Here is an 18,729-nt window from a genome sequence, read left to right on the forward strand (position 1 = left end):
GCCGCCATGAGCGTCTGGAATCCGCCGCCCGCGCCCGTGCCCGCGCCTGCGGCCACGCCCCTCATCACCCGCGAGGTGGCGATGCAGGCGGCCGAATGGTTTGTGCGTCTGCAAGAGGAGGCCGGCAGCGCCGATGCCCAGGCCGCGCTGGCACGCTGGCGGGCGCAATCCCCTGCGCATGAGCGTGCCTGGCAGCGGGCGATGGCTGTCAGTCTGCAGGCGGGCTCCATTCCGGCATCGCTGGGCTCGCCCGCGCTGACGCGGCCCCAGCGCCGTGCCACGCGCCGTGATACCGTGCGCGCGCTGGCAGTGCTGATCACGGCGGTGCCCGCGGGCTGGCTGGCCTGGCGCATGGCCGCGGTGCAGCAGTGGACGGCCAGCCACGCCACCGCCACTGGCGAATGGCGCAGCTGGACGCTGGCCGATGGCAGCCGCATGGTGCTGGACACCGCCAGTGCGGCCGATGTGCAGTTCGATGCGCTGCAGCGCCGCATCCATCTGCGCGCTGGCGCGCTCTATGTGGAGACGGCCCCCGATCCGCAGGCCAGCGCAAGGCCATTTATGGTGACCACCGAGCAGGGTGAGGTACGTGCACTGGGCACGCGCTTTAGTGTGCGCTGTGGTGATGGCTACAGCGATGTGGCCGTGCAGCAGGATGCGGTGGAGGTGCGGCCACGCGGCGGCGCTGCAGCACTGCGCTTGCAGGCCGGCCAGCAACTGCGCTTTAGCGACCGCGAAGCAGGGCAGCCACAGGCCGCGCAGGCTGGGGCCAGCCAGTGGACGCAAGGCGTGCTGGCGGCCGACAACATGCGCCTGGATGCCTTTTTGGCCGAGCTGGGCCGCTACCGCAAAGGCTGGTTGCGTTGCGACCCGCAGGTGGCGGCGCTGCGCATCTCGGGCGCGTTCCAACTGGCCGACACCGACGCGGTGCTGGCCAACCTGGCCCATCTGCTGCCGGTGCAGATCAGTGCCCGAACCCTTTACTGGATCACGGTGCTGCCCTTGTCGCACTGAACTTTACACAGCACTTTTAAAAATTTTCTGCCAAGTTGGCCCCTTTGGGTGCGGTCGGCTGTCCTGCATAGAGACAGCGAATTCATCTGTACCGACCCCAAGCAGGAAGCCTTATGCCAACCGTTTCTTATCGTCCTCACCCCACCCTAGCGGGAGCGCAGCCCATGCCATCGACCCTGGCCCGCGCGGTGCGAGCCGCCGTCATCACCATGGGCGTCAGCGCCATGCTGGGGCTGGCCGTGCCGGCCCATGCCCAAACCGCCGCCGAGCAGGCCACTGCACCTGCGGGCGCGGTGCAATCCTTGCAGGTGCCGGCCGGGCCACTGCCAGCCGCGCTGGTGGCCTTTGCATCGCAAACCGGTGTCAGCGTCAGCGGCACGCCCGAGCTGCTGAGCGCCGCACAATCGCCCGGCGTGCGCGGGCAGCTGCCCGTGGCCCAGGCACTGCAGCTGCTACTGGCGGGAACCGGGCTGGAGGCCGTGCCTGCGGGCGACCACTCTTATGTGCTGCGCAAGCGCGCGGCGGCCAGCCCGGCCCCGGTGGCGGGCGAGATGGTGCTGGCGCCGGTGGTGGTGCAGGCCCAGGCCGACCGGGTGGCCGCTTCGGAGCACACGGGTTCTTACACGGCAGCGGAATCCAGCACGGCAACGCGCATGGGCTTGTCCTTGCGCGAGACGCCGCAGTCGGTGACCGTAATCACCCGCCAGCAGATGGACGACCAGGGCCTGAGCAACCTGCCCGAGATTCTGGACAAGGTGACCGGGATTACCGTGGGCCGCAATGACAGCGAGCGCGCGACCTTCTACTCGCGCGGCTTTACCGTCGAGAACTTCCAGTTTGACGGCATGCCCAATACGATGGACTCGGCCAGCCAGTACACCACGTCTTTGGCCGACAGCGCCATCTACGACCGGGTGGAGGTGGTCAAAGGTGCTACCGGCCTGTTGACCGGCGCTGGCAACCCCAGTGCAGTGGTCAATCTGGTGCGCAAGCGGCCCACCAAGGAGTTCCAGGCCTCGCTGGAAGGTGGTGTGGGATCCTGGAGCAAGCAACGCGGTGTGGCCGATGTATCCGGACCCCTGAACGCCGATGGCAGCGTGCGGGCGCGCATGGTGGCCGCCGCGCAGAATGCCGATTCGCATGTGAACTACTACAGCCGCGATACCCGCAACCTCTATGGCATTGTGGAGGCCGACCTGGCGCCCCATACCACGGCAGCGCTGGGCATTGACTACATGCAGACCCGTGCTGACGGCGCAAGCTATGGCCATCTGCCGCTGTTTTTCTCGGATGGCCGGCAGACGCATTTCCCGACCTCGCTCAACCCGGCTACGCGCTGGTCGTACTGGAACAACGACAGCAGCAACCTGTTTGCCGATCTGAAACATGTGTTTGACAACGGCTGGAAGCTGGAGCTGGCTGGCAGCCACCTGCGCCAAAGCCGTGATGTAAAGGTGGGTGTGGCGGCCTATGGGGAGCTCGATCCGGTGACGGGGCAGGGCATCAACCGACTCTCAGTCAAAATCCCCACCACCTCGACCACCGACTCGCTCAACGCCGTGCTGTCAGGCCCGTTCGAGCTGCTGGGCCGCAGCCATGAGCTGACTTTGGGGGCGGGTTGGTCGCGCGGGCGCCGTGGCGCGCCGGGCTATACCTCCAGCTACGACCCCGTGGACAATTATTTTGAATGGCAAGGCAATGCACCGGAGCCGCAATTCAATCGCATCAGCGACCGCGATACCCGCGTCACCGAAAAAGGTGCGTTTGGTGCTGTGCGCCTGCGCCCCACCGATGCGCTGTCCGTCATCCTGGGCGCGCGGCTGAGCTGGTACCGCCTGGTCGATGGCGAGACCGATCTGGCAAGCAGCGCCTACACGCTCAACGACCGGTTGAAGGTAAACCACAAGGTCATTCCCTATGCCGGCGTGGTCTATGACTTCAGCAAGCAGTGGTCGGCCTATGCGAGCTACACCGATATCTTCAACCCGCAGACCTACTACAAGGATGCGGGCGGTGCGGCGCTGCCGCCGCTCACCGGCAAGAGCCAGGAGATCGGCATCAAGGGCGCGCTGCTGGATGGCAAGCTCAACACCTCGGTCGCGCTGTTCCACACCCAGCAAAACAATGCCGCGCAGTATGTGGATTCCAACCCCGCCACTGGCGAAGAAATCTACATCGCGGCCAAGGGCGTCAAGAGCCGGGGCGTGGAGATGGAGGTCTCCGGCCAGGTCACCCCGGCCTGGAATGTGTATGCGGGCTACACCTACCGCGAGTCCACCTTGGGCTACCAGCCCGATGTGATCCTGAGCGCCGTCAACACCAACCAGCCCAAGCACCTGGTCAAGCTCAGCTCCAGCTACCGTCTGCCCGGCCAGTGGAACCCCGTGACGGTGGGCGGGTCGCTCAGCTGGCAGAGCGAGACCTACTACCAGCAAGCGGGCGACACCCAGTGGCGCGCCACCCAGCCGGCCTACACCTTGCTGGGCCTGATGGCGCGCTGGGAGGTGGACTCGCACCTGTCGGTAGCGCTGAACCTGAGCAATGTGCTGAACAAGACCTATATGCCGGGCATGGGCTCGTATGGCACGGGCGTGTATGGGGATCCGCGCAGCTATTACCTTTCGGCGCGCTATAAGTTCTAAGCGCCTGTTCGCCGTCGTTTGCGCTGTAGCGCCAACAAGGCCAAATGGAGGAGCTGCGGACTGCTGTTGGGCAAGCTCGCAGTTTTTCCTCCATCGCTTGCGCATCACCAGCCACTTGAGGCTGCGCTGGACTGCCCTGCGTTAGGGCATCACCCTCCACCTGTGTCGTCCACTTTGCCTGGCGATCTGCACGGTGACCTGTCCATCCAGAATGTCTGGGCCACCTAGCTGCACGCTCACAGCGTCGCGATTTTTATGCCTGCAACAGGCAGATCGCTGCGCCGGATATGTTCCACATCGAAAAGTACGCAGGCACTGTGCGCCACTTGGGCAACTAGTGGAGCGGTATGGCCCACAGGCTCTGCTTCTGATCCGGCGCAGCGCGGCACAGAACATGACATACGGCTCCACCTTGCACGGAGCCTTCCCCTGCATTCACTCTCCTGCACCTCACTGAGGGCGTTGCAACGCTCGCAACTGACATCGTTCAGACAGCGATTCTGATTCACCAAGATGCTGAATGCAGTGGGTAGGGGACTTTGAACAGGTCTTCACTGTCTCACAGCGAGGTCGTACTGATGAATACCGAGTGCCTTGTTTCCATCGAGTCTTAAGTGGATTGCTTCGCAGTAATCTGCATGGTGATATTGCAACAAAAGGTTTTTATAGCAAGTGCGGAGTATGCCTATATAAGTGTAAGTATTTGTTTGGATTTACTAGTCAGTCCCCACGATTTTTCAGATGCAGCTTGGCGACAACTATCCGGTCACAGGTGCGGAGCAGGTGACAGTTTGTAGAGAATCAAAAATGAGATTTAGGAGCATGCAGGCATGAAGGTGTGGGGTACGCGAAGCATGTTCTGATAAATTTTGATCGGCTAAATGTATGGCTTGAATGGATCGTATTATTGAGTTGGTAGCAATTACAGACAATTGATGTGAGCACCAAAAATTTCAGTCTATTAGTATCGGCCCATCCTAGTGGAAGGTTGGTTCAATGTTCAGTGGATTGATGACTGCCTTTTAGGCAGAGGAGGTGAGCAATGTCTACATAATTTATAGTTGGCTACCAACGTTCTGGCCTGCAAGTGCAAAGTATCCTTAAGCGTGCCGGATATTATTATTGGTTGTGATCAATCTACGCTGATATTAATCAGCTGGATTGTGGGAGATGAGCGATGAAAAAAGCAAAATTCGAGACATCATCAGGGCGCAGAGTTTTCATACAACGAGCCGCAGCTGGGGCATCTGTCTTATCAACTGCGGGGCTTGTCTATGCCAATGATGATTTGCCTATGCAAGACGAAGTACGTCAGTCTGGTTTGGCGGGGGATATCTATGATGTTTTACGAGAGAGCATTCTCATTGGTGCGTTTGCAGTACCGGTGATCGGCGGATTTTTGTCATTTTTGGGTGCATCGTTTATACCCAGCTCTGGTGAGTCACCGGAGCAGATGTGGAACCGCCTGATGAGAGCCAGGATTTCAGATGCATTGTTGAGATTGGCTCAGAGGGATCTGGTCGGTCTTTCTGAAGTCAGTCGCCTCTATAAGATTGCTATTGAAAGTGGAAATAGTGACGAAATTAGGGCTCAAAGCATCGCTGCCAATACGCAATTTACGGCCATGGTTCCGGGGTTTCAAGTCAGAGGAGAGGAGGCTGCGCTGCTGCCTCTGTTTGCGATCGCTGCTACCCTTCATTTGGCATTGCTGAGAGATATGGTGCTCAAAGGACGAGATATTGGTCTGAGTGACGGGCTTGTGGCTAGATACACAAGTGAAATGGTTGTGCTGATCAGACGGTATACCATCTATGTGGATACCCATGCCTCGTCCACCATCGATAAAGCGCGCAGAGATAACCCGCACTCTACCGTCGGCTTGGCGCAAAACATGCCTTTGTCCGCGATGCTGATAGAGAAAACAAAATATCAGTTGACGGTGCTTGACCTGCGCGATACCTGGGCGAATCTTGATCCGATTCGCTATCCTGGTAAATCTCGTATTAAACTCGATCGCGAGATATTTACGCCCGTCATTGGCTGGTTGGGGCGAAAAAATAGCAGGCCTGATGTTATTCCAGTGTGGAGGCGTCCATCCTCCCCGCTGAGTAGCCTTGAAGTCTGGGATAGAATGCAATGGCGCACGCGTTTTATATTCGGTTTTGATGCGATGTATGAAGATGGCAGTGTCATGAGTTCCGGCTCCAGAATCAGTAATTCCCACAATGTGCGGGTGGGAAAATATATCAATAGGGTTACTGCGGAAGCTACAGCAGGTGTGTATCAAATGAGATTTCGTAGCAATGATGGGCGCTGGACGAAAGTAGGTAGAGATGCTGATGATGACACGCCTATCAGGAGGTTTGATAGTTCTTATTCTGGGCATCGGCTGTCCTCAATTCGTCACGTGGGTATCGGAATGGGGGCCGCTGAAGGAGCTGTCCGTGGCTGCGTACTCGGGTTTCAACTGATTCATCCCAGTGGCGCTCCCATGCCCCGCGAAGCCCTCAACAGCATTGCACCCAAGATTGCGCCGCAGGTGCTGAAGTGGCTGGAGGATGAAGCTATTCCCAACCATGGTTTAATATAGCGAAACTCAATGACCCAGCTTGAAAAAGAACGGTGAGCGTTCCTCTGCAAAATCTTTGCCCAGTGAAATGCATTTGGCCGCCCGCGTCTGCATGCGGACCACGGCATGGGGTTTTGCAGAGCGTCATTGGCAGTCAAGCAGCCGCGGTCCGCTGTATTTATAACTTTTTGTTTAACAAATACTGAGCAGCGCTTGAGATCTTTGCGCTGAAGATAGTGTCTATTAGAGGTAACCGAGGCAGGCCTGCTGACCAGCCTCATCTGCATCTACCGACTTCAGGAGCGATACCCATGCTGATACGTACCAACAACGCGGGCTTTGACCACGGCAGCAGCAGCGACATCACGCCTCAGCATCTGTATCTGAGCCGTCGCGACCTGCTCAAATTCGGTGCGGCAGGCGGCACGGCGCTGGCCGCAGGCGGCGCCTGGGCGCAAGCGGCCAAGTCCGATGGCACGCAAGCAATCAGCACCGTTCGCTCTACGGTGCCCGGTGCGATATCGATGGAGACGCCCACATCCTTCCAGGATGCCAGCACCTACAACAACTACTACGAGTTTGGCCTCGACAAAAGCGACCCGGCGCGCTACGCCCACACCTTGCAGACAAGGCCCTGGACGGTGCGGGTCGAAGGCCTGGTCAACAAACCCAAGACCTTTGATATCGAAGAGCTGCTCAAGCTGAGCGCCCAGGAAGAACGCATTTACCGCCTGCGCTGTGTTGAGGGCTGGTCCATGGTGATCCCCTGGGTGGGCTACTCGCTGTCCAAATTGTTGGCGCAGGTGGAGCCGCAAGGCAGCGCCAAGTATGTGGAGTTCGTCACCTTGGCCGACAGCAAGATGATGCCTGGCCTGCGCAGCGGTGTGCTTGACTGGCCCTACACCGAGGGACTGCGCATGGACGAGGCCATGCACCCGCTCAGCCTGCTGGCCTTTGGCATGTACGGCAAGACCTTGACCCCGCAAAATGGTGCGCCGGTACGCTTGGTGCTGCCCTGGAAATACGGCTTCAAAAGCGCCAAGAGTATCGTGACCATCCGTGTGGTGGAGAAGCAGCCGGGCACCGCCTGGAACAAGGCAGCGCGCAATGAGTACGGCTTTTACTCCAATGTGAACCCCGATGTGCCGCACCCGCGCTGGAGCCAGGCGACCGAGCGCCGCATCGGTGAAGGCGGCCTGTTTGCCAAGCGCCACAAGACCTTGCTGTTCAATGGCTACGAAGCCCAGGTGGGCCAGCTGTACGCTGGCATGGATCTGCGCAAGAACTACTGACGCGTACATGCCGATGCCCAAGCCTTCACGTTTTTCTGCCAAAGCTGTGCAGCGGCTGCTGCTGCACCTGTTGTGCCTGGTGCCAGCGGCTTGGCTGTTTTATCTGGCCGCGACCGATGGCCTGGGGGCCAACCCGGCTGAGGCACTGCTGCGTTCGCTGGGCGACTGGGCCATCCGCTTTATCTGCTTTGCGCTGGCAGTCACCCCCTTGCGGCAGTGGCTGCGCTGGAACGGGCTGGCGGCCTACCGCCGCATGCTGGGCCTCTATGCCTTCTTCTACGCCAGCTTGCACTGGCTGGCTTATGTGGTGTTTGACATGGGGGTGGACTGGTCCGCGATCGTCGACGACCTGATCAAGCGCCCCTTTATCCTTGTGGGCACCTTGGCCTGGCTGATCCTGCTGGCGCTGGCCATTACCTCGGTGCCCAAGATCATCCGGCGCATGGGCGGCAAGCGCTGGCAGATGCTGCACCGCGCGGTGTATGGGGCGGCTGCGCTGGCCGTGCTGCACTTTTGGTGGATGCGCTCGGGCAAGAACAACTTTGCCGAGGTGTGGCTCTACGGGCTGATCCTTGCCGGGCTGCTGGCGGCGCGCTGGGTGTTCCAAAAGCGCAAGCAGATGCAAGCGGCAGCCAAGGCTGCCAGGGTCTGACTGGATTGGCCATTTCAAACGCGCCTGCCTCCAGTGTTTGCGGGCGTGGCGCCTGGGTTTGCCGCCAAGTGCCGATCCCAGCAGACCGCCCCATGTACCGCACAATGACAGCATGAACCCCAGCAAACGTATCTTGATCGTCGAAGACGATGCCCCCATCGCGGAGCTGCTGCAATTGCATCTGCGCGATGAAGGCTATGAGGTGGTGCACATGGCCGATGGCGACGCGGGCATGCAGGCCTTGGAGCGGGGCGGTTGGGATGCATTGGTGCTGGATTTGATGCTGCCCGGGGTGGATGGCCTGGAGATCTGCCGGCGTGCCCGCGCGATGGCCTATTACGTGCCCATCATCATCACCAGTGCCCGCTCCAGCGAGATGCACCGCATCCTGGGGCTGGAGCTGGGCGCGGACGACTACCTGGCCAAGCCCTTCTCGGTGCTGGAGCTGGTGGCGCGGGTGCGCGCGCTGCTGCGCCGCAGCCAGGCCTTGGCGCAGAACGCCCGGCTGGATGCGGGTGTGCTGGTGCTCGGCCATCTGGAGATCGACCCCATATCGCGCGAGGTGAAGCTGGGTGGCACCCAGGTGGAGCTGACACCGAGGGAGTTTGACCTCTTGCATTTTTTTGTGCGCAACCCCGGCAAGGTGTTTTCCCGGTTTGACCTGCTCAACCAGGTTTGGGGCTACCGCCATGATGGCTACGAGCACACGGTCAACACCCATATCAACCGCCTCCGAACCAAGATCGAAGCCGATCCGGGCAGCCCCAAGCGCATTCTGACGGTATGGGGCCATGGCTACAAATGGGCGGAGGAGACGCCATGAGGCTCGCATCCACCACCTTGGCCCAGCGCCTGACCCTGGTCTTTGTGCTGCTGCTGCTCGCCTGCAGTGCGGCGACGGTCTGGCTGCAGATGCGGGTGTCGGATCAGCGCGAGCAAGAGGTGGTGCAGCGCCTGTCGCAGGATTTGGCCGCACGCATCGCTCGATACCCGGAGCTGATGCGTGCCGATGGCCTGAATGCCGGCGCCAGCCGCGAGCTGTTTGGCAAGCTGATGCAGGTCAACCCGAGCGTCGAGGTCTACCTGCTCGACGACAGCGGCGCCATCCAGGCCTACGATGCGCCGCAAGAAAAGATACTGCGCCAAAAGGTTGATCTGGAGCCCTTGCAGCGCCTGTTCAGCGGCGCGGCGCTGCCCGTGCTGGGAGACGATCCCCGCAGCATGACCGAGCGCAAGGTGTTCAGCGCCGCGCCCTTGATGCAGGGCGGCCAGCGATCTGGCTATGTCTATGTGATCCTGCAAGGTCAGGGCCGTGACAACCTGGCTGCCCGCGTGAGCAGCGACGGCGCGCTGCGCACACTGCTGTGGTCGCTGCTGGTCGTGGTGGTGCTGGGCGCGGTCGCGGCAGCTGTGGCCTTTGGCCTGATCACCCGGCCGCTGCGTCGCCTGACGGCCGCGGTGCAAGAGCTGCAAACCGATGGCCTGGCCGACCTACCCCAGGCGCAGGCCAAGCTGCAAAAAGCCGCCCATGGCGGAGCCGATATAGCGTTGCTCAGCCAGGCCTTTGCACAGCTGGCGCAACGCACCTGGGAGCAGTGGCAAAAGCTGCGCAGCCAAGACCAGCAGCGGCGCGAGCTCTTCGCCAATATCTCCCACGACCTGCGCACGCCATTGACCTCGTTGCATGGCTATCTGGAGACTTTGCAGATCAAGGCCGATGTGCTGTCGCCCGATGAGCGCCGCCGCTACCTGGGCATTGCACTGGACCAAAGCCGTAAGGTCGGTGATCTGGCGCAAAAACTGTTTGAGCTGGCGCGCCTGGAATACGGCGTGGTCAAGCCCGAGCCCGAGCGCTTCTTTCTGCCCGATCTGCTGCAGGACGTGTTCCAGAAGTTCGAGCTGGCCGCCGAAGCCAAGGCACAGCGCCTGCACGCGGTGATCGATCCGGATCTGCCCCCCGTCACCGCTGATCTGGGCATGCTCGAACGCGTGCTGGTCAACCTGATCGACAACGCCATCCGCGCCACGCCGCCAGGCGGCGATATTCAGGTGGAGCTGCGTGCCGCAGAGCAGGGCCGCATCAGCGTGACGGTGCAGGACACCGGCCCAGGCATCCCCCCCGCGCTGCGCGACAGCCTGTTCGAACGCCCCACCTTGAGCCGCATGCACAGCCGCAGCGATGGCCGCTCTGGTGGCTTGGGGCTGATGATCGTGCACCGCATTCTGCAGTTGCACGACAGCTCGATTGAGCTGCTGAGCGGGGCAGGGGATGTGGGGGCGCGGTTTAGGTTTTATTTGCGCTAGGGCATAGCGACATGGGCTTCGCCACGGCCAAGCCCATGCTATGCAGAAGCAGCTGAGCAGGCCTATCGCAACAGCAGGGTCTGCTCTCCATCACTGGTGATCCACACGCCAGTGGCGGTGAAATTGTCGTTGCTGCCTTGGCCTACGCGCTCAACCTGGTCCATCAGATCGGTGACCCAGGCCTGCACCGAGCCTGACCTTTTCAACGATGCCTCAATATCTTCAGGTGCGAGGCAGTTCCAGATACCGTCGGTACACAAGAGAAATGCATCGCCGCTTGCTACGTCGACCGGTGCGGCAAGGACGTCTGGGCCGACCTCGCTGTTGGCGCCGACGGCTCCCAGCAATACATTTTTTTGGGGGTAGGATCTGGCCTCTTGGGCCGAGAGCAGGCCCGCACTGACCAGGCTCTGCACGACGCTGTGGTCCACCGTCATGGCCATGAGCTCTGTGGCACGAAACCAATACATGCGTGAGTCGCCCCAGTGGGCCCAGACGGCCTTTTGGGCATAGGTATCGATGCGCAATTCGACCACCGTCGTGCTCATCTGCCTGAGCCGGGGGTTGCTTTGTTGCTCATCCTGGATGCGTTGCGACATCGCCCGGAGTTGCGCGCTGAACTGCTCGGGGTCAAGCGTCAAGACTGCGGCTCTGACGGCCTGCATGGCCAGGTGTGATGCCTGGGCGCCACCAGCGGCACCGCCCATGCCATCAGCTACCGCAAAGGACACGACATGTTTGTCCCGGACATGGCAATAGGCGTCCTCGTTGTAGCTGCGGTCCCCCTTGTGGCTGAGGGAGTGGTGTACGAGCGCCAGGGATGACTGTGCGCATGGGTGGGCTTGCCCGGTCATTGGGAATGGTCCTCATGGTGGTTCGCTGCCTCAGCTTGGTAAGCGCTGAGAAACTCGCTGCCCCATGCCGTAGGGCTTTGATTTTTCATCTCTTCCTTGAGCCACTCATAGTGGCTGCAGTACAGTTCCCAAAGGCGCGCCTGGCGCTGGGCGGCAAACAGCGTCTTGTTGCGGCCCAGGGCCTGAAGCTGCTCGTCGAAATGCCTTGGCGAAAACCGGTCGAGCAGCCCGCGCACAGCGGCTTGGGTGCCTGCCATCATGGCCATTTCGTGGCTGCGCAAGTCCTGAAAGGCGTCTACAAGGGCCTCCGGCCCCGCTTGAAAACCGGGCATGCGTGGGCCAAAGATCTGCGCCAGCGCGGAGTCAGCGGTGGGTAGAAACTTCAAAGGATTGTTGGCTTCGGCATTGATCAGGGTGACCGATACCCGGACTTCTTGCTTGGCGGCCGCGCGCGAGCCCAGCAGGTCCATGCAGCCTTGTACCGAGGTGCCCAGCATCTTGCCGATGATATGCATCAGCTCCGGTGTCAGTGTCTCTGGATACCGGCATTCGCTCAGCCCCGCACCTGCTTTGAAGCCCAGCAACAGCGCTTGTGCCACATCGGCCTGCTCGCTAGGTTGTGGTGCTTGTGCTTGTGCTTGTGTTGTGGCCGAGGGCGCTGGAATGTCTGAGGCAGGCTCTGCTGCAGATGAATACGCTGGTGCTGAATTGACGCGCGGGTCGCCCGCAGGTCCCGTCGCTGCGGCGGTTTCGGTATCTGCCCTGGGGTGCTGCAGTACGCCACGCAAGTCCATGGCGAGGGCCTGATCGGGCGGCGCATGGCAATGCCCGCGCTCTTCGGTGGGCGCTTGCCCATCCAGGGCCGATCCACCATGCAGGGCATTTTCCACAGCTGGCGCTTCTAGGCCCGCGCTTGACGAAGCGATGTCGAAAAGCGGTTCCAGTACGTTGCCACCGCCCAGACCACCCTCCAGTAGGGCTGGTGCAGCAGGGCAGGATGTCTGCGCTTCGTCTGCATGTGCAGCCGCAGGATCTTGCAACACTGCTGTCTCAGCAGCTGGCGGCGATGGGCTTGGGTCATAGGCGCGAGGCGCGCGAAAATACGCACCCATCTCTACTCGGTGGTCTGCCAAGGCCGGGGATGGACTGGCCCGGTCCTGGAACATGGCTTCCGGGTTGAGCATGGCGTCGGCGGACTGCTTGGCAAACAGCTCCAAAGGGTCGAGCGTGTGGGATGCGTCGACCAGCCCTTGGTGTTGCCTGCCATTGAGCGGGTCTTGGGTCAGCTCGGAAATATTGCCTTCGCTGGGCTGGAAGCTGGCGTCCACGGTCTGCTCGGCGAACATGTCACCAAAGCTGGCCGGGCTATCCATCTGGCCCAGCGGATCGGCTGTGTTGCGGGGTGATACGCCTTGGAGCGCCAGAGGATTGAAGTCTTCCGGAATCATGCCGGCGTGCTGGCGTTGGTACGGCGCCGCAGCGACCTGGCTGCTCAGGGGCGCCGCCAGTAGGTCGGCAAACGGGTCGGTGCCCAGTGACATCGTATCGGGCGGTCTTGGGAGCGCTTGTGGTATTGGCTTGTCCGCGTCCGAGAAGGGATCGGGAAGGGAGGCCGGTAGCGCTGGCGCTTCTTCGGCGTGCCTGGCTGGTGTTGGTGCGGGCGCATGCTGCGCAGTGTCTGCTGATGCATCCGGCTCTGCCGCGCCAGATGGCGGCGCTATCGGTGGCTCTACCGGCTGGGCTAACAAATCGGCAAAAGGGCCTTGACCTCCTTCGGATGCAAAGGCGATTTCCACAGGCGTTTCCTGGTGGCCCAGCGGGGCAGGTGCTTGCTGGATGCCATGGTTGGGTGGCTGGGTGCCGGAGCCCGGGAGGGGCGCATCGCCGATGTGCTCAACGGTAATTGCGTAGTTGCCCGTGCGCCAGCAAGACCCCGCTTCTACTGCGTTGGCAGCACCCGGGTTGAGTTCCTGTCCGTCCACATAGATGGGGTTGGACGTGCTGGCATTGATCAGCCTGAACTGCGCGCCCTCAAAAACGATTTGGGCCTGGATGCGGGATATGCGTCTATACGGGTCTTGCAGCACCATCTGGCAATGCGGATCGCGGCCGATGGTGCCCCCTTGCGTGTCAAAGACATGGTGCACGACATTTTCAGCACCGTTGGCATAGGCCACATGGGCTCTTAACTGCAAAAACATGGCATACCCCATTCAAAAAGTCATAGCCTGAAGTGCGCTCAGTCTTCAGAAGCTTCAGCACCAGTAATGAACATGGCCTGGTTGAGACCGTCAGGTGCCATGTTTTTGACGATGTCCATGAAGCTCATCTCCATGACCTTGATCGCGCGGCGAACCAGCAGTGGCGCAGGGTTGGTGGGTTCGTATTGCTCCAGGTACTGGCAAGCCAGCTCCAGCTGGCGCACTGCGTCCCTGCGCGACTGAATAGGGCCGGTGGCCACCACCATGGAGCCCGGTGTGGAGACTTCGTTGGTGCCCGCATCTAGGTTTGGCTGCAGCAAAGTTTCCTCAGGGCCACTGCAGCTGTCGAGAAGTCTGCGAATTTTTTCCAGCGGGCGCGTCAGCGCCTGCAGGTTGGGCTCGTATTCGCTGCCAAGCTCTTGCAAGCAGCGCTGTTGAAGCGCACCAATTTCGCCGATGATCCGCGCTGGCATGCCAATCAGCTCAGCGCGGTTGGACTGGGCTTGCTCTTGAACGATCTGGCCGATTTGTGTTTGCGTCACCGAAACGCCATTGACCTCCAGCGAGCCGTTGTCCATCAACCGCTCCAGGTCCTTGATGCTGAACGCTCCAAGATGGCTGGGGAGCAGCACGCTTTGGCGCATATCGGCAACCAGTGCGCCCACATCGCCCAAATCGCTGAGCACGCTGTAGCGCATATGGGGATCGGCTTCGCCATCGATTTCCAGCTGTGGATGCAGCTGCTGCCAGAAATGCTCACACACCGTATTGATGCACTGCAGTCCGTAGTGCAGGCCATGCAGCCCATGCATACGCGTCAACGCACGGGTCATCCACAGCATCACCCTCAGATCTTTGGTTTCCGCAGAGAGGGTGGTCGCCAGTTTCAGTACCTGTTGCCAGTCTGGATCTTTGGCGGCGATGACCATGTCACCGTACTGTTGCTCGGGGCTGACAAGCACGGCCGTCTCAAGTTCTGCGTAGCTGGTGTCGAATTCGGCGTTCTTTCCTGCAGGCTCCCTGTCAGAAATAGGTGCAGCCCAATCGACATCCACTTTGAAATCTTCCACTGTCCGTGCTCCCGTCTTGCGCGTTTGAGTGCATAGTTTCGACTATGATAGCTGTTTTGGATTGTTGTAAATAAATCAATAGTTGTTATTAATTGTTTGTGCAATGGATGGATCGCTGCGGTCCGGTGCAGCGCAGCGCTACCTGTCAGAAAGCACGCTTCGGTCTTGGGCTTGGACGCAAAGTCATCTGGCCCATAGGTCGGAGCGCTATTCATCGCATGACCTTTTTCTTGAGGAGCCGAAATGTCGGAAATCAGCCGTAGCCATCTGTTTGGGAAGTTGAATAAGCAGTTATTCGGGGCGGCTGAAGCTGCCACGGTTGCCTGCAAAATAAGAGGCAATCCCTATGTCGAGCTGGTGCATTGGATTCAACAAATCCAACAGGACCAGGATTCTGACTTTCGCCGCTTGCTAAAGCACTTCCATGTGAACACTGCGGCTTTGGAAAAAGATATCGTGGCCGAACTCGATCGGCTTCCCCGAGGTGCCACGGCCATCGTCGATTTTTCGGAGCATATTGACTTGGCCATTGAGCGCTCTTGGATCTATTCGACCTTGCTCTATGGCGATGAGGTCATTCGCAGTGGCTACTTGCTGGTCGGCATTCTCAAAACAACGCAGCTGCGTGCAGTCTTGCACCGCATGTCGCCCGAGTTCCGCAAGCTGCAGCCAGACCAGGTGGCGGAAGGCTTGCTGCAGTGGATCAAGGGCTCTCCCGAAGATGCGCTGTCGGTGAATGAAGGCGCGGGTGATGGGCATGCGCAGCCCGGAGAGGCGAGCCAGGCGGTCAGCGGCGCCAGCCAAAAAGGCAGTGCGCTCAAAAAATACGCGCTGAACCTGACGGCCAAGGCGCTGGAGGGCAAGCTGGACCCGGTCACTGGGCGAGACGATGAAATTCGTCAGATCATGGACATCTTGCTGCGCCGGCGCCAGAACAATCCGCTGCTGACGGGTGAGGCAGGTGTGGGCAAGACGGCAGTTGTCGAAGGCTTTGCCGCCCGTGTGGCCGCAGGCGATGTTCCTCCGCCGCTGCGCGATGTTGCGGTCTACACGCTGGATGTGGGGCTGTTGCAAGCCGGAGCGAGCATGAAAGGTGAGTTTGAACAGCGGCTTCGCCAAGTCATCGACGAGGTCCAGTCAAGTGCCAACAAGATCATTCTCTTCATCGATGAAGTGCATACCCTGGTCGGCGCAGGTGGCGCCCAGGGAACGGGGGATGCAGCCAACCTGCTCAAGCCGGCGTTGGCGCGTGGCAATCTGAGGACCATTGGCGCCACGACCTGGGCAGAGTACAAAAAATACATCGAAAAAGATCCTGCGCTGACACGCCGATTCCAGGTGGTGCAGATCCAGGAGCCCTCAGAGGACAAGGCGGTCGCCATGCTACGAGGCATGACCGCACAAATGGAGCTGCACCACAAGGTACTGATTCTGGATGAGGCGCTGGACGCTGCGGTGCAGTTGTCGCATCGCTATATCCCTGCGCGCCAGCTCCCTGACAAAGCCGTCAGCTTGCTCGATACCGCCTGTGCCCGTGTATCGCTGACGCAGCATGCGACGCCGATGCGTATTGAAGCGATCGAGCGGCAGATGGGTTTGCTGAGCACGGAGCGCGAGATTTTGATGCGTGAGCAGTCCATTGGCATTGGCCATGCGGAGCGTGCGCTATCCATTGAAGCCCAGATCAATGCCTTGCAAGCATCGCTCCAAGCGCATCAAAAGCGCTGGACTGAAGAGCATTTACTCGTCTACCAGATCTTTGACCTGCGCAAGAAACTCAACCAGAAGGCGGCTTTGGGCAGCTTATCGCCCATCCCGTTGCCGCCATCAGAGGCCTCTGGTGCGAGCCTCTTTAGCCAACCACCGGCTGCGCTCGAGGGCGTGAATCTGCAGGACGCAGACGCGTTCGCCGTGCCAGCCCTAACGGAGGCAGAGCGTCTTGACCTGGTGCATCAGCTTGAACAAGCCCAGGCTGCACTCTGTCAACTGCAAGGGGACCAGCCTTTGGTGTTACCTGCTGTCGATGCGCAAGCGGTGGCAACCGTGGTGTCGGAGTGGACCGGCATACCCGTTGGCCGAATGGTCAAGGACGAAATCGCTGCCGTGCTGGCCTTGGCTGATACCTTGGGCAAACGCGTGGTGGGGCAGGGCCATAGCTTGGAGACCATCGCCCAGCGGATTCAAATCTCTCGCGCCAGAGTGGAAGACAGCTCCAAGCCGATTGGTGTGTTCATGTTGGTGGGCCCAAGCGGCGTGGGCAAGACGGAAACGGCCCTGGCGCTCGCCGAGTCCTTGTACGGAGGTGAGCAAAACATGATCACCATCAACATGAGTGAGTTCCAGGAGGCCCACACCGTCTCCACCCTCAAAGGTGCTCCCCCGGGCTATGTGGGTTACGGAGAAGGCGGTGTGCTGACGGAAGCCGTCCGCCGCAAGCCCTATAGCGTAGTGCTGCTCGATGAAATCGAGAAAGCCCACCCGGACGTGCACGAGATCTTCTTCCAGGTTTTTGACAAGGGCTTTATGGAAGATGGCGAAGGCCGCCTGATTGATTTCAAGAACACGGTCATCATTCTGACGTCGAACGTGGGGTCTGAGCTGATCATGAGCATGTGCAGTGATCCGGATCTGGTGCCGCCAGCCCATGTGCTCGCCAGTTCGATGCGAGAGCCTTTGCTCAAGGTATTTCCCGCCGCGTTCCTGGGGCGCATGACCGTGGTGCCTTATTTTCCGCTGGCCGCCGATGTGATGGCGAAGATCGTAGAGCTCAAGCTCGAACGAATCCGGTCTCGCATGCGCAACAACCATGGCACACACTTCCACTGGCAAGAGGATGCTGTGCAAGCCATTATTGAGCGGGTCTCCGATATCGAGTCAGGAGGCCGGATGGTCGATGCCATTCTCTCTGCCAGCGTCCTGGCGGGTATCAGCAAAGAAGTGCTGAGCCGCACCATGAACGGGCAAACGCTGTCTGATGTGCAGCTGGTGGCTGCCACTGACCAAGGGCTGATGCTGCAGTTTGACTAAGGCTTGGGATTCGTCAGGCGGGCTTGCGCCTGACGAATCGGTTGGCATCTTTTTCGGGGTTCAGGCACAGCTCATCGGCCGGCTGCTGGGATGTTCGCTGCCCAAGCCAGGTCGTCCATCCCAGGCGCGTAGGCCCCCCAAGGGTGGATGGCGGGACTTCCTTCGCGGCCAGAAGCAATTGCAGATCCCAATCCATTTCGATGCCGATGTAGTCCCGCACCCAATCTCGGATTTGCGCACTGCCGCGATGCCTGGGCAAAAAACGCTCGTAAAGAGCCAGCGGCATAGCGCCCAACGCAATCCGAAATCTGCTTTGCACATCTTGTATTTTGGCCCCGGAAACGGCGTTCAGGCCCAGCTGGTTGTTCATGCCTGAGGCGCACAGGCGCGTTTGCTCGCTGTTGTCGATGCAAATCCAGTTGCTTCTGAATTCTGTGATCTGCGCTGGCGTACCAAAGTAGTGGGCCAGCAGGTTTTCCAGACCTTCGGGGTTTCTGGTCAAGCGCACCAGGTGGCCGGCCGCATGGAGCTTGGCATGGTCTTCTACGGTGTTTCGCTGCCAGCTGCCTTCAAATCCCATGCCGATCAAGGCGCCTGCATAAAAGCTGAATTTATCGATACCCGGTTGGTCCAGCTGAACGATGGATTGTGAATCCGCCCAGGCCCGGTAGAAGAGCGAGATGAGGCGATGGTGGAAGATGTCGATGAAATCTGCTGGCGAGCTGTCTTGGTGGTTATGCAGGCGCTCGCGTACATATTCGGTCAGGTGCAGCGGCAAGCCTCCGTTGGGGCCAAATACACCAAAGCTCAGTATCTTGATGACCGGGCGCTGGTTGCGCCTGGGGTTGTCGATACTGAAAATGGTCGAGGGTGCAAACAGGGTCGAGGGATTCTGGCCCAGCCGCACCCCATCCTCACGCGGTATGAGGGAGTAGCCCAGTCTGGCCCCGTCGCTGCGGGCATCGATATGCCTGAGCAGCGCAAACAGGTCCAGCGACTCCGGGGATTGCCTATTCCTGTCCAGGATGCGTTCAAGGCTACCGGGTTTGCCAGTTGCAGGCATTGGTGGTTTTTGCGAAGGAGCCATATCGGACGCTGGCGGTA

At 60.2% G+C, this 18,729-nt stretch carries 12 protein-coding genes; 8 read left to right on the forward strand and 4 right to left on the reverse strand.

From position 1 onward, the window contains the following. Positions 1-6: 6 nt before the first annotated feature. From WH367_RS23330 to WH367_RS23360, 7 genes are all read left to right on the forward strand, one after another. Positions 7-1,014, forward strand: a complete 1,008-nt coding sequence (locus tag WH367_RS23330) for a FecR domain-containing protein (protein WP_339537888.1) — start codon at positions 7-9, stop codon at positions 1,012-1,014. 164 nt (positions 1,015-1,178) lie between these two features. Then, entirely contained in the window at positions 1,179-3,656 is a 2,478-nt protein-coding gene (locus tag WH367_RS23335; RefSeq protein WP_339537889.1) for a TonB-dependent siderophore receptor, read from the forward strand. Between the two features lie 1,177 nt (positions 3,657-4,833). Then, positions 4,834-6,246, forward strand: a complete 1,413-nt coding sequence (locus tag WH367_RS23340) for an insecticidal delta-endotoxin Cry8Ea1 family protein (RefSeq protein ID WP_339537890.1) — start codon at positions 4,834-4,836, stop codon at positions 6,244-6,246. A gap of 290 nt (positions 6,247-6,536) precedes the next feature. Further along, positions 6,537-7,517 (forward strand): protein-methionine-sulfoxide reductase catalytic subunit MsrP, encoded by a 981-nt coding sequence (gene msrP, locus WH367_RS23345; RefSeq protein ID WP_339537891.1) that lies wholly within the window; start codon positions 6,537-6,539, stop codon positions 7,515-7,517. Positions 7,518-7,530: 13 nt separating this feature from the next. Beyond that, complete coding sequence (locus tag WH367_RS23350) at positions 7,531-8,169, forward strand: sulfite oxidase heme-binding subunit YedZ (protein ID WP_339537892.1); 639 nt, start codon at positions 7,531-7,533, stop codon at positions 8,167-8,169. Positions 8,170-8,281: 112 nt separating this feature from the next. Further along, positions 8,282-8,992: a response regulator transcription factor gene (locus WH367_RS23355; protein WP_021024975.1), complete on the forward strand. Its 711-nt coding sequence runs from the start codon at positions 8,282-8,284 to the stop codon at positions 8,990-8,992. Then, positions 8,989-10,473 (forward strand): sensor histidine kinase, encoded by a 1,485-nt coding sequence (locus WH367_RS23360; protein ID WP_339537893.1) that lies wholly within the window; start codon positions 8,989-8,991, stop codon positions 10,471-10,473. Before WH367_RS23355 ends, WH367_RS23360 begins: the two co-directional genes overlap by 4 nt. 62 nt (positions 10,474-10,535) lie before the next feature. Here the strand turns inward: WH367_RS23360 and WH367_RS23365 are convergent, their stop codons facing one another. The 3 genes from WH367_RS23365 to tssA are packed head-to-tail and all read right to left on the reverse strand — an operon-like array spanning position 10,536 to position 14,598. Then, the gene (locus WH367_RS23365; protein ID WP_339537894.1) at positions 10,536-11,327 is read right to left on the reverse strand and encodes a PP2C family protein-serine/threonine phosphatase; all 792 of its coding nucleotides are present in this window, start codon (positions 11,325-11,327) and stop codon (positions 10,536-10,538) included. Further along, positions 11,324-13,528, reverse strand: a complete 2,205-nt coding sequence (tagH, locus tag WH367_RS23370; RefSeq protein ID WP_339537895.1) for a type VI secretion system-associated FHA domain protein TagH — start codon at positions 13,526-13,528, stop codon at positions 11,324-11,326. The genes WH367_RS23365 and tagH overlap by 4 nt, the downstream gene beginning before the upstream one ends. Before the next feature lie 38 nt (positions 13,529-13,566). After that, complete coding sequence (gene tssA / locus WH367_RS23375; RefSeq protein WP_339519607.1) at positions 13,567-14,598, reverse strand: type VI secretion system protein TssA; 1,032 nt, start codon at positions 14,596-14,598, stop codon at positions 13,567-13,569. Positions 14,599-14,841: 243 nt separating this feature from the next. Here tssA and tssH point away from each other — a divergent pair, with 243 nt between their 5' ends. Continuing rightward, positions 14,842-17,625, forward strand: a complete 2,784-nt coding sequence (tssH, locus tag WH367_RS23380; RefSeq protein WP_339537896.1) for a type VI secretion system ATPase TssH — start codon at positions 14,842-14,844, stop codon at positions 17,623-17,625. 13 nt (positions 17,626-17,638) lie between these two features. On the opposite strand, the gene tssG is transcribed toward tssH, so the two are convergent. Then, the gene (gene tssG, locus WH367_RS23385) at positions 17,639-18,712 is read right to left on the reverse strand and encodes a type VI secretion system baseplate subunit TssG (protein ID WP_339537897.1); all 1,074 of its coding nucleotides are present in this window, start codon (positions 18,710-18,712) and stop codon (positions 17,639-17,641) included. Positions 18,713-18,729: the final 17 nt, after the last annotated feature.

Origin of the sequence: Comamonas sp. MYb21 (assembly GCF_037479395.1) — a bacterium.
Classification (GTDB): domain Bacteria; phylum Pseudomonadota; class Gammaproteobacteria; order Burkholderiales; family Burkholderiaceae_C; genus Comamonas.

What these genes read in the sequence shown, in the direction of transcription:
- WH367_RS23330 (WP_339537888.1), top strand. Translation starts at nt 7, where the DNA reads ATGAGCGTCTGGAATCCGCCGCCCGCGCCCGTGCCCGCGCCTGCGGCC.
- WH367_RS23335 (WP_339537889.1), top strand. Translation starts at nt 1,179, where the DNA reads ATGCCATCGACCCTGGCCCGCGCGGTGCGAGCCGCCGTCATCACCATG.
- WH367_RS23340 (WP_339537890.1), top strand. Translation starts at nt 4,834, where the DNA reads ATGAAAAAAGCAAAATTCGAGACATCATCAGGGCGCAGAGTTTTCATA.
- msrP (WP_339537891.1), top strand. Translation starts at nt 6,537, where the DNA reads ATGCTGATACGTACCAACAACGCGGGCTTTGACCACGGCAGCAGCAGC.
- WH367_RS23350 (WP_339537892.1), top strand. Translation starts at nt 7,531, where the DNA reads ATGCCCAAGCCTTCACGTTTTTCTGCCAAAGCTGTGCAGCGGCTGCTG.
- WH367_RS23355 (WP_021024975.1), top strand. Translation starts at nt 8,282, where the DNA reads ATGAACCCCAGCAAACGTATCTTGATCGTCGAAGACGATGCCCCCATC.
- WH367_RS23360 (WP_339537893.1), top strand. Translation starts at nt 8,989, where the DNA reads ATGAGGCTCGCATCCACCACCTTGGCCCAGCGCCTGACCCTGGTCTTT.
- WH367_RS23365 (WP_339537894.1), bottom strand. Translation starts at nt 11,327, where the DNA reads ATGACCGGGCAAGCCCACCCATGCGCACAGTCATCCCTGGCGCTCGTA.
- tagH (WP_339537895.1), bottom strand. Translation starts at nt 13,528, where the DNA reads ATGTTTTTGCAGTTAAGAGCCCATGTGGCCTATGCCAACGGTGCTGAA.
- tssH (WP_339537896.1), top strand. Translation starts at nt 14,842, where the DNA reads ATGTCGGAAATCAGCCGTAGCCATCTGTTTGGGAAGTTGAATAAGCAG.
- tssG (WP_339537897.1), bottom strand. Translation starts at nt 18,712, where the DNA reads ATGGCTCCTTCGCAAAAACCACCAATGCCTGCAACTGGCAAACCCGGT.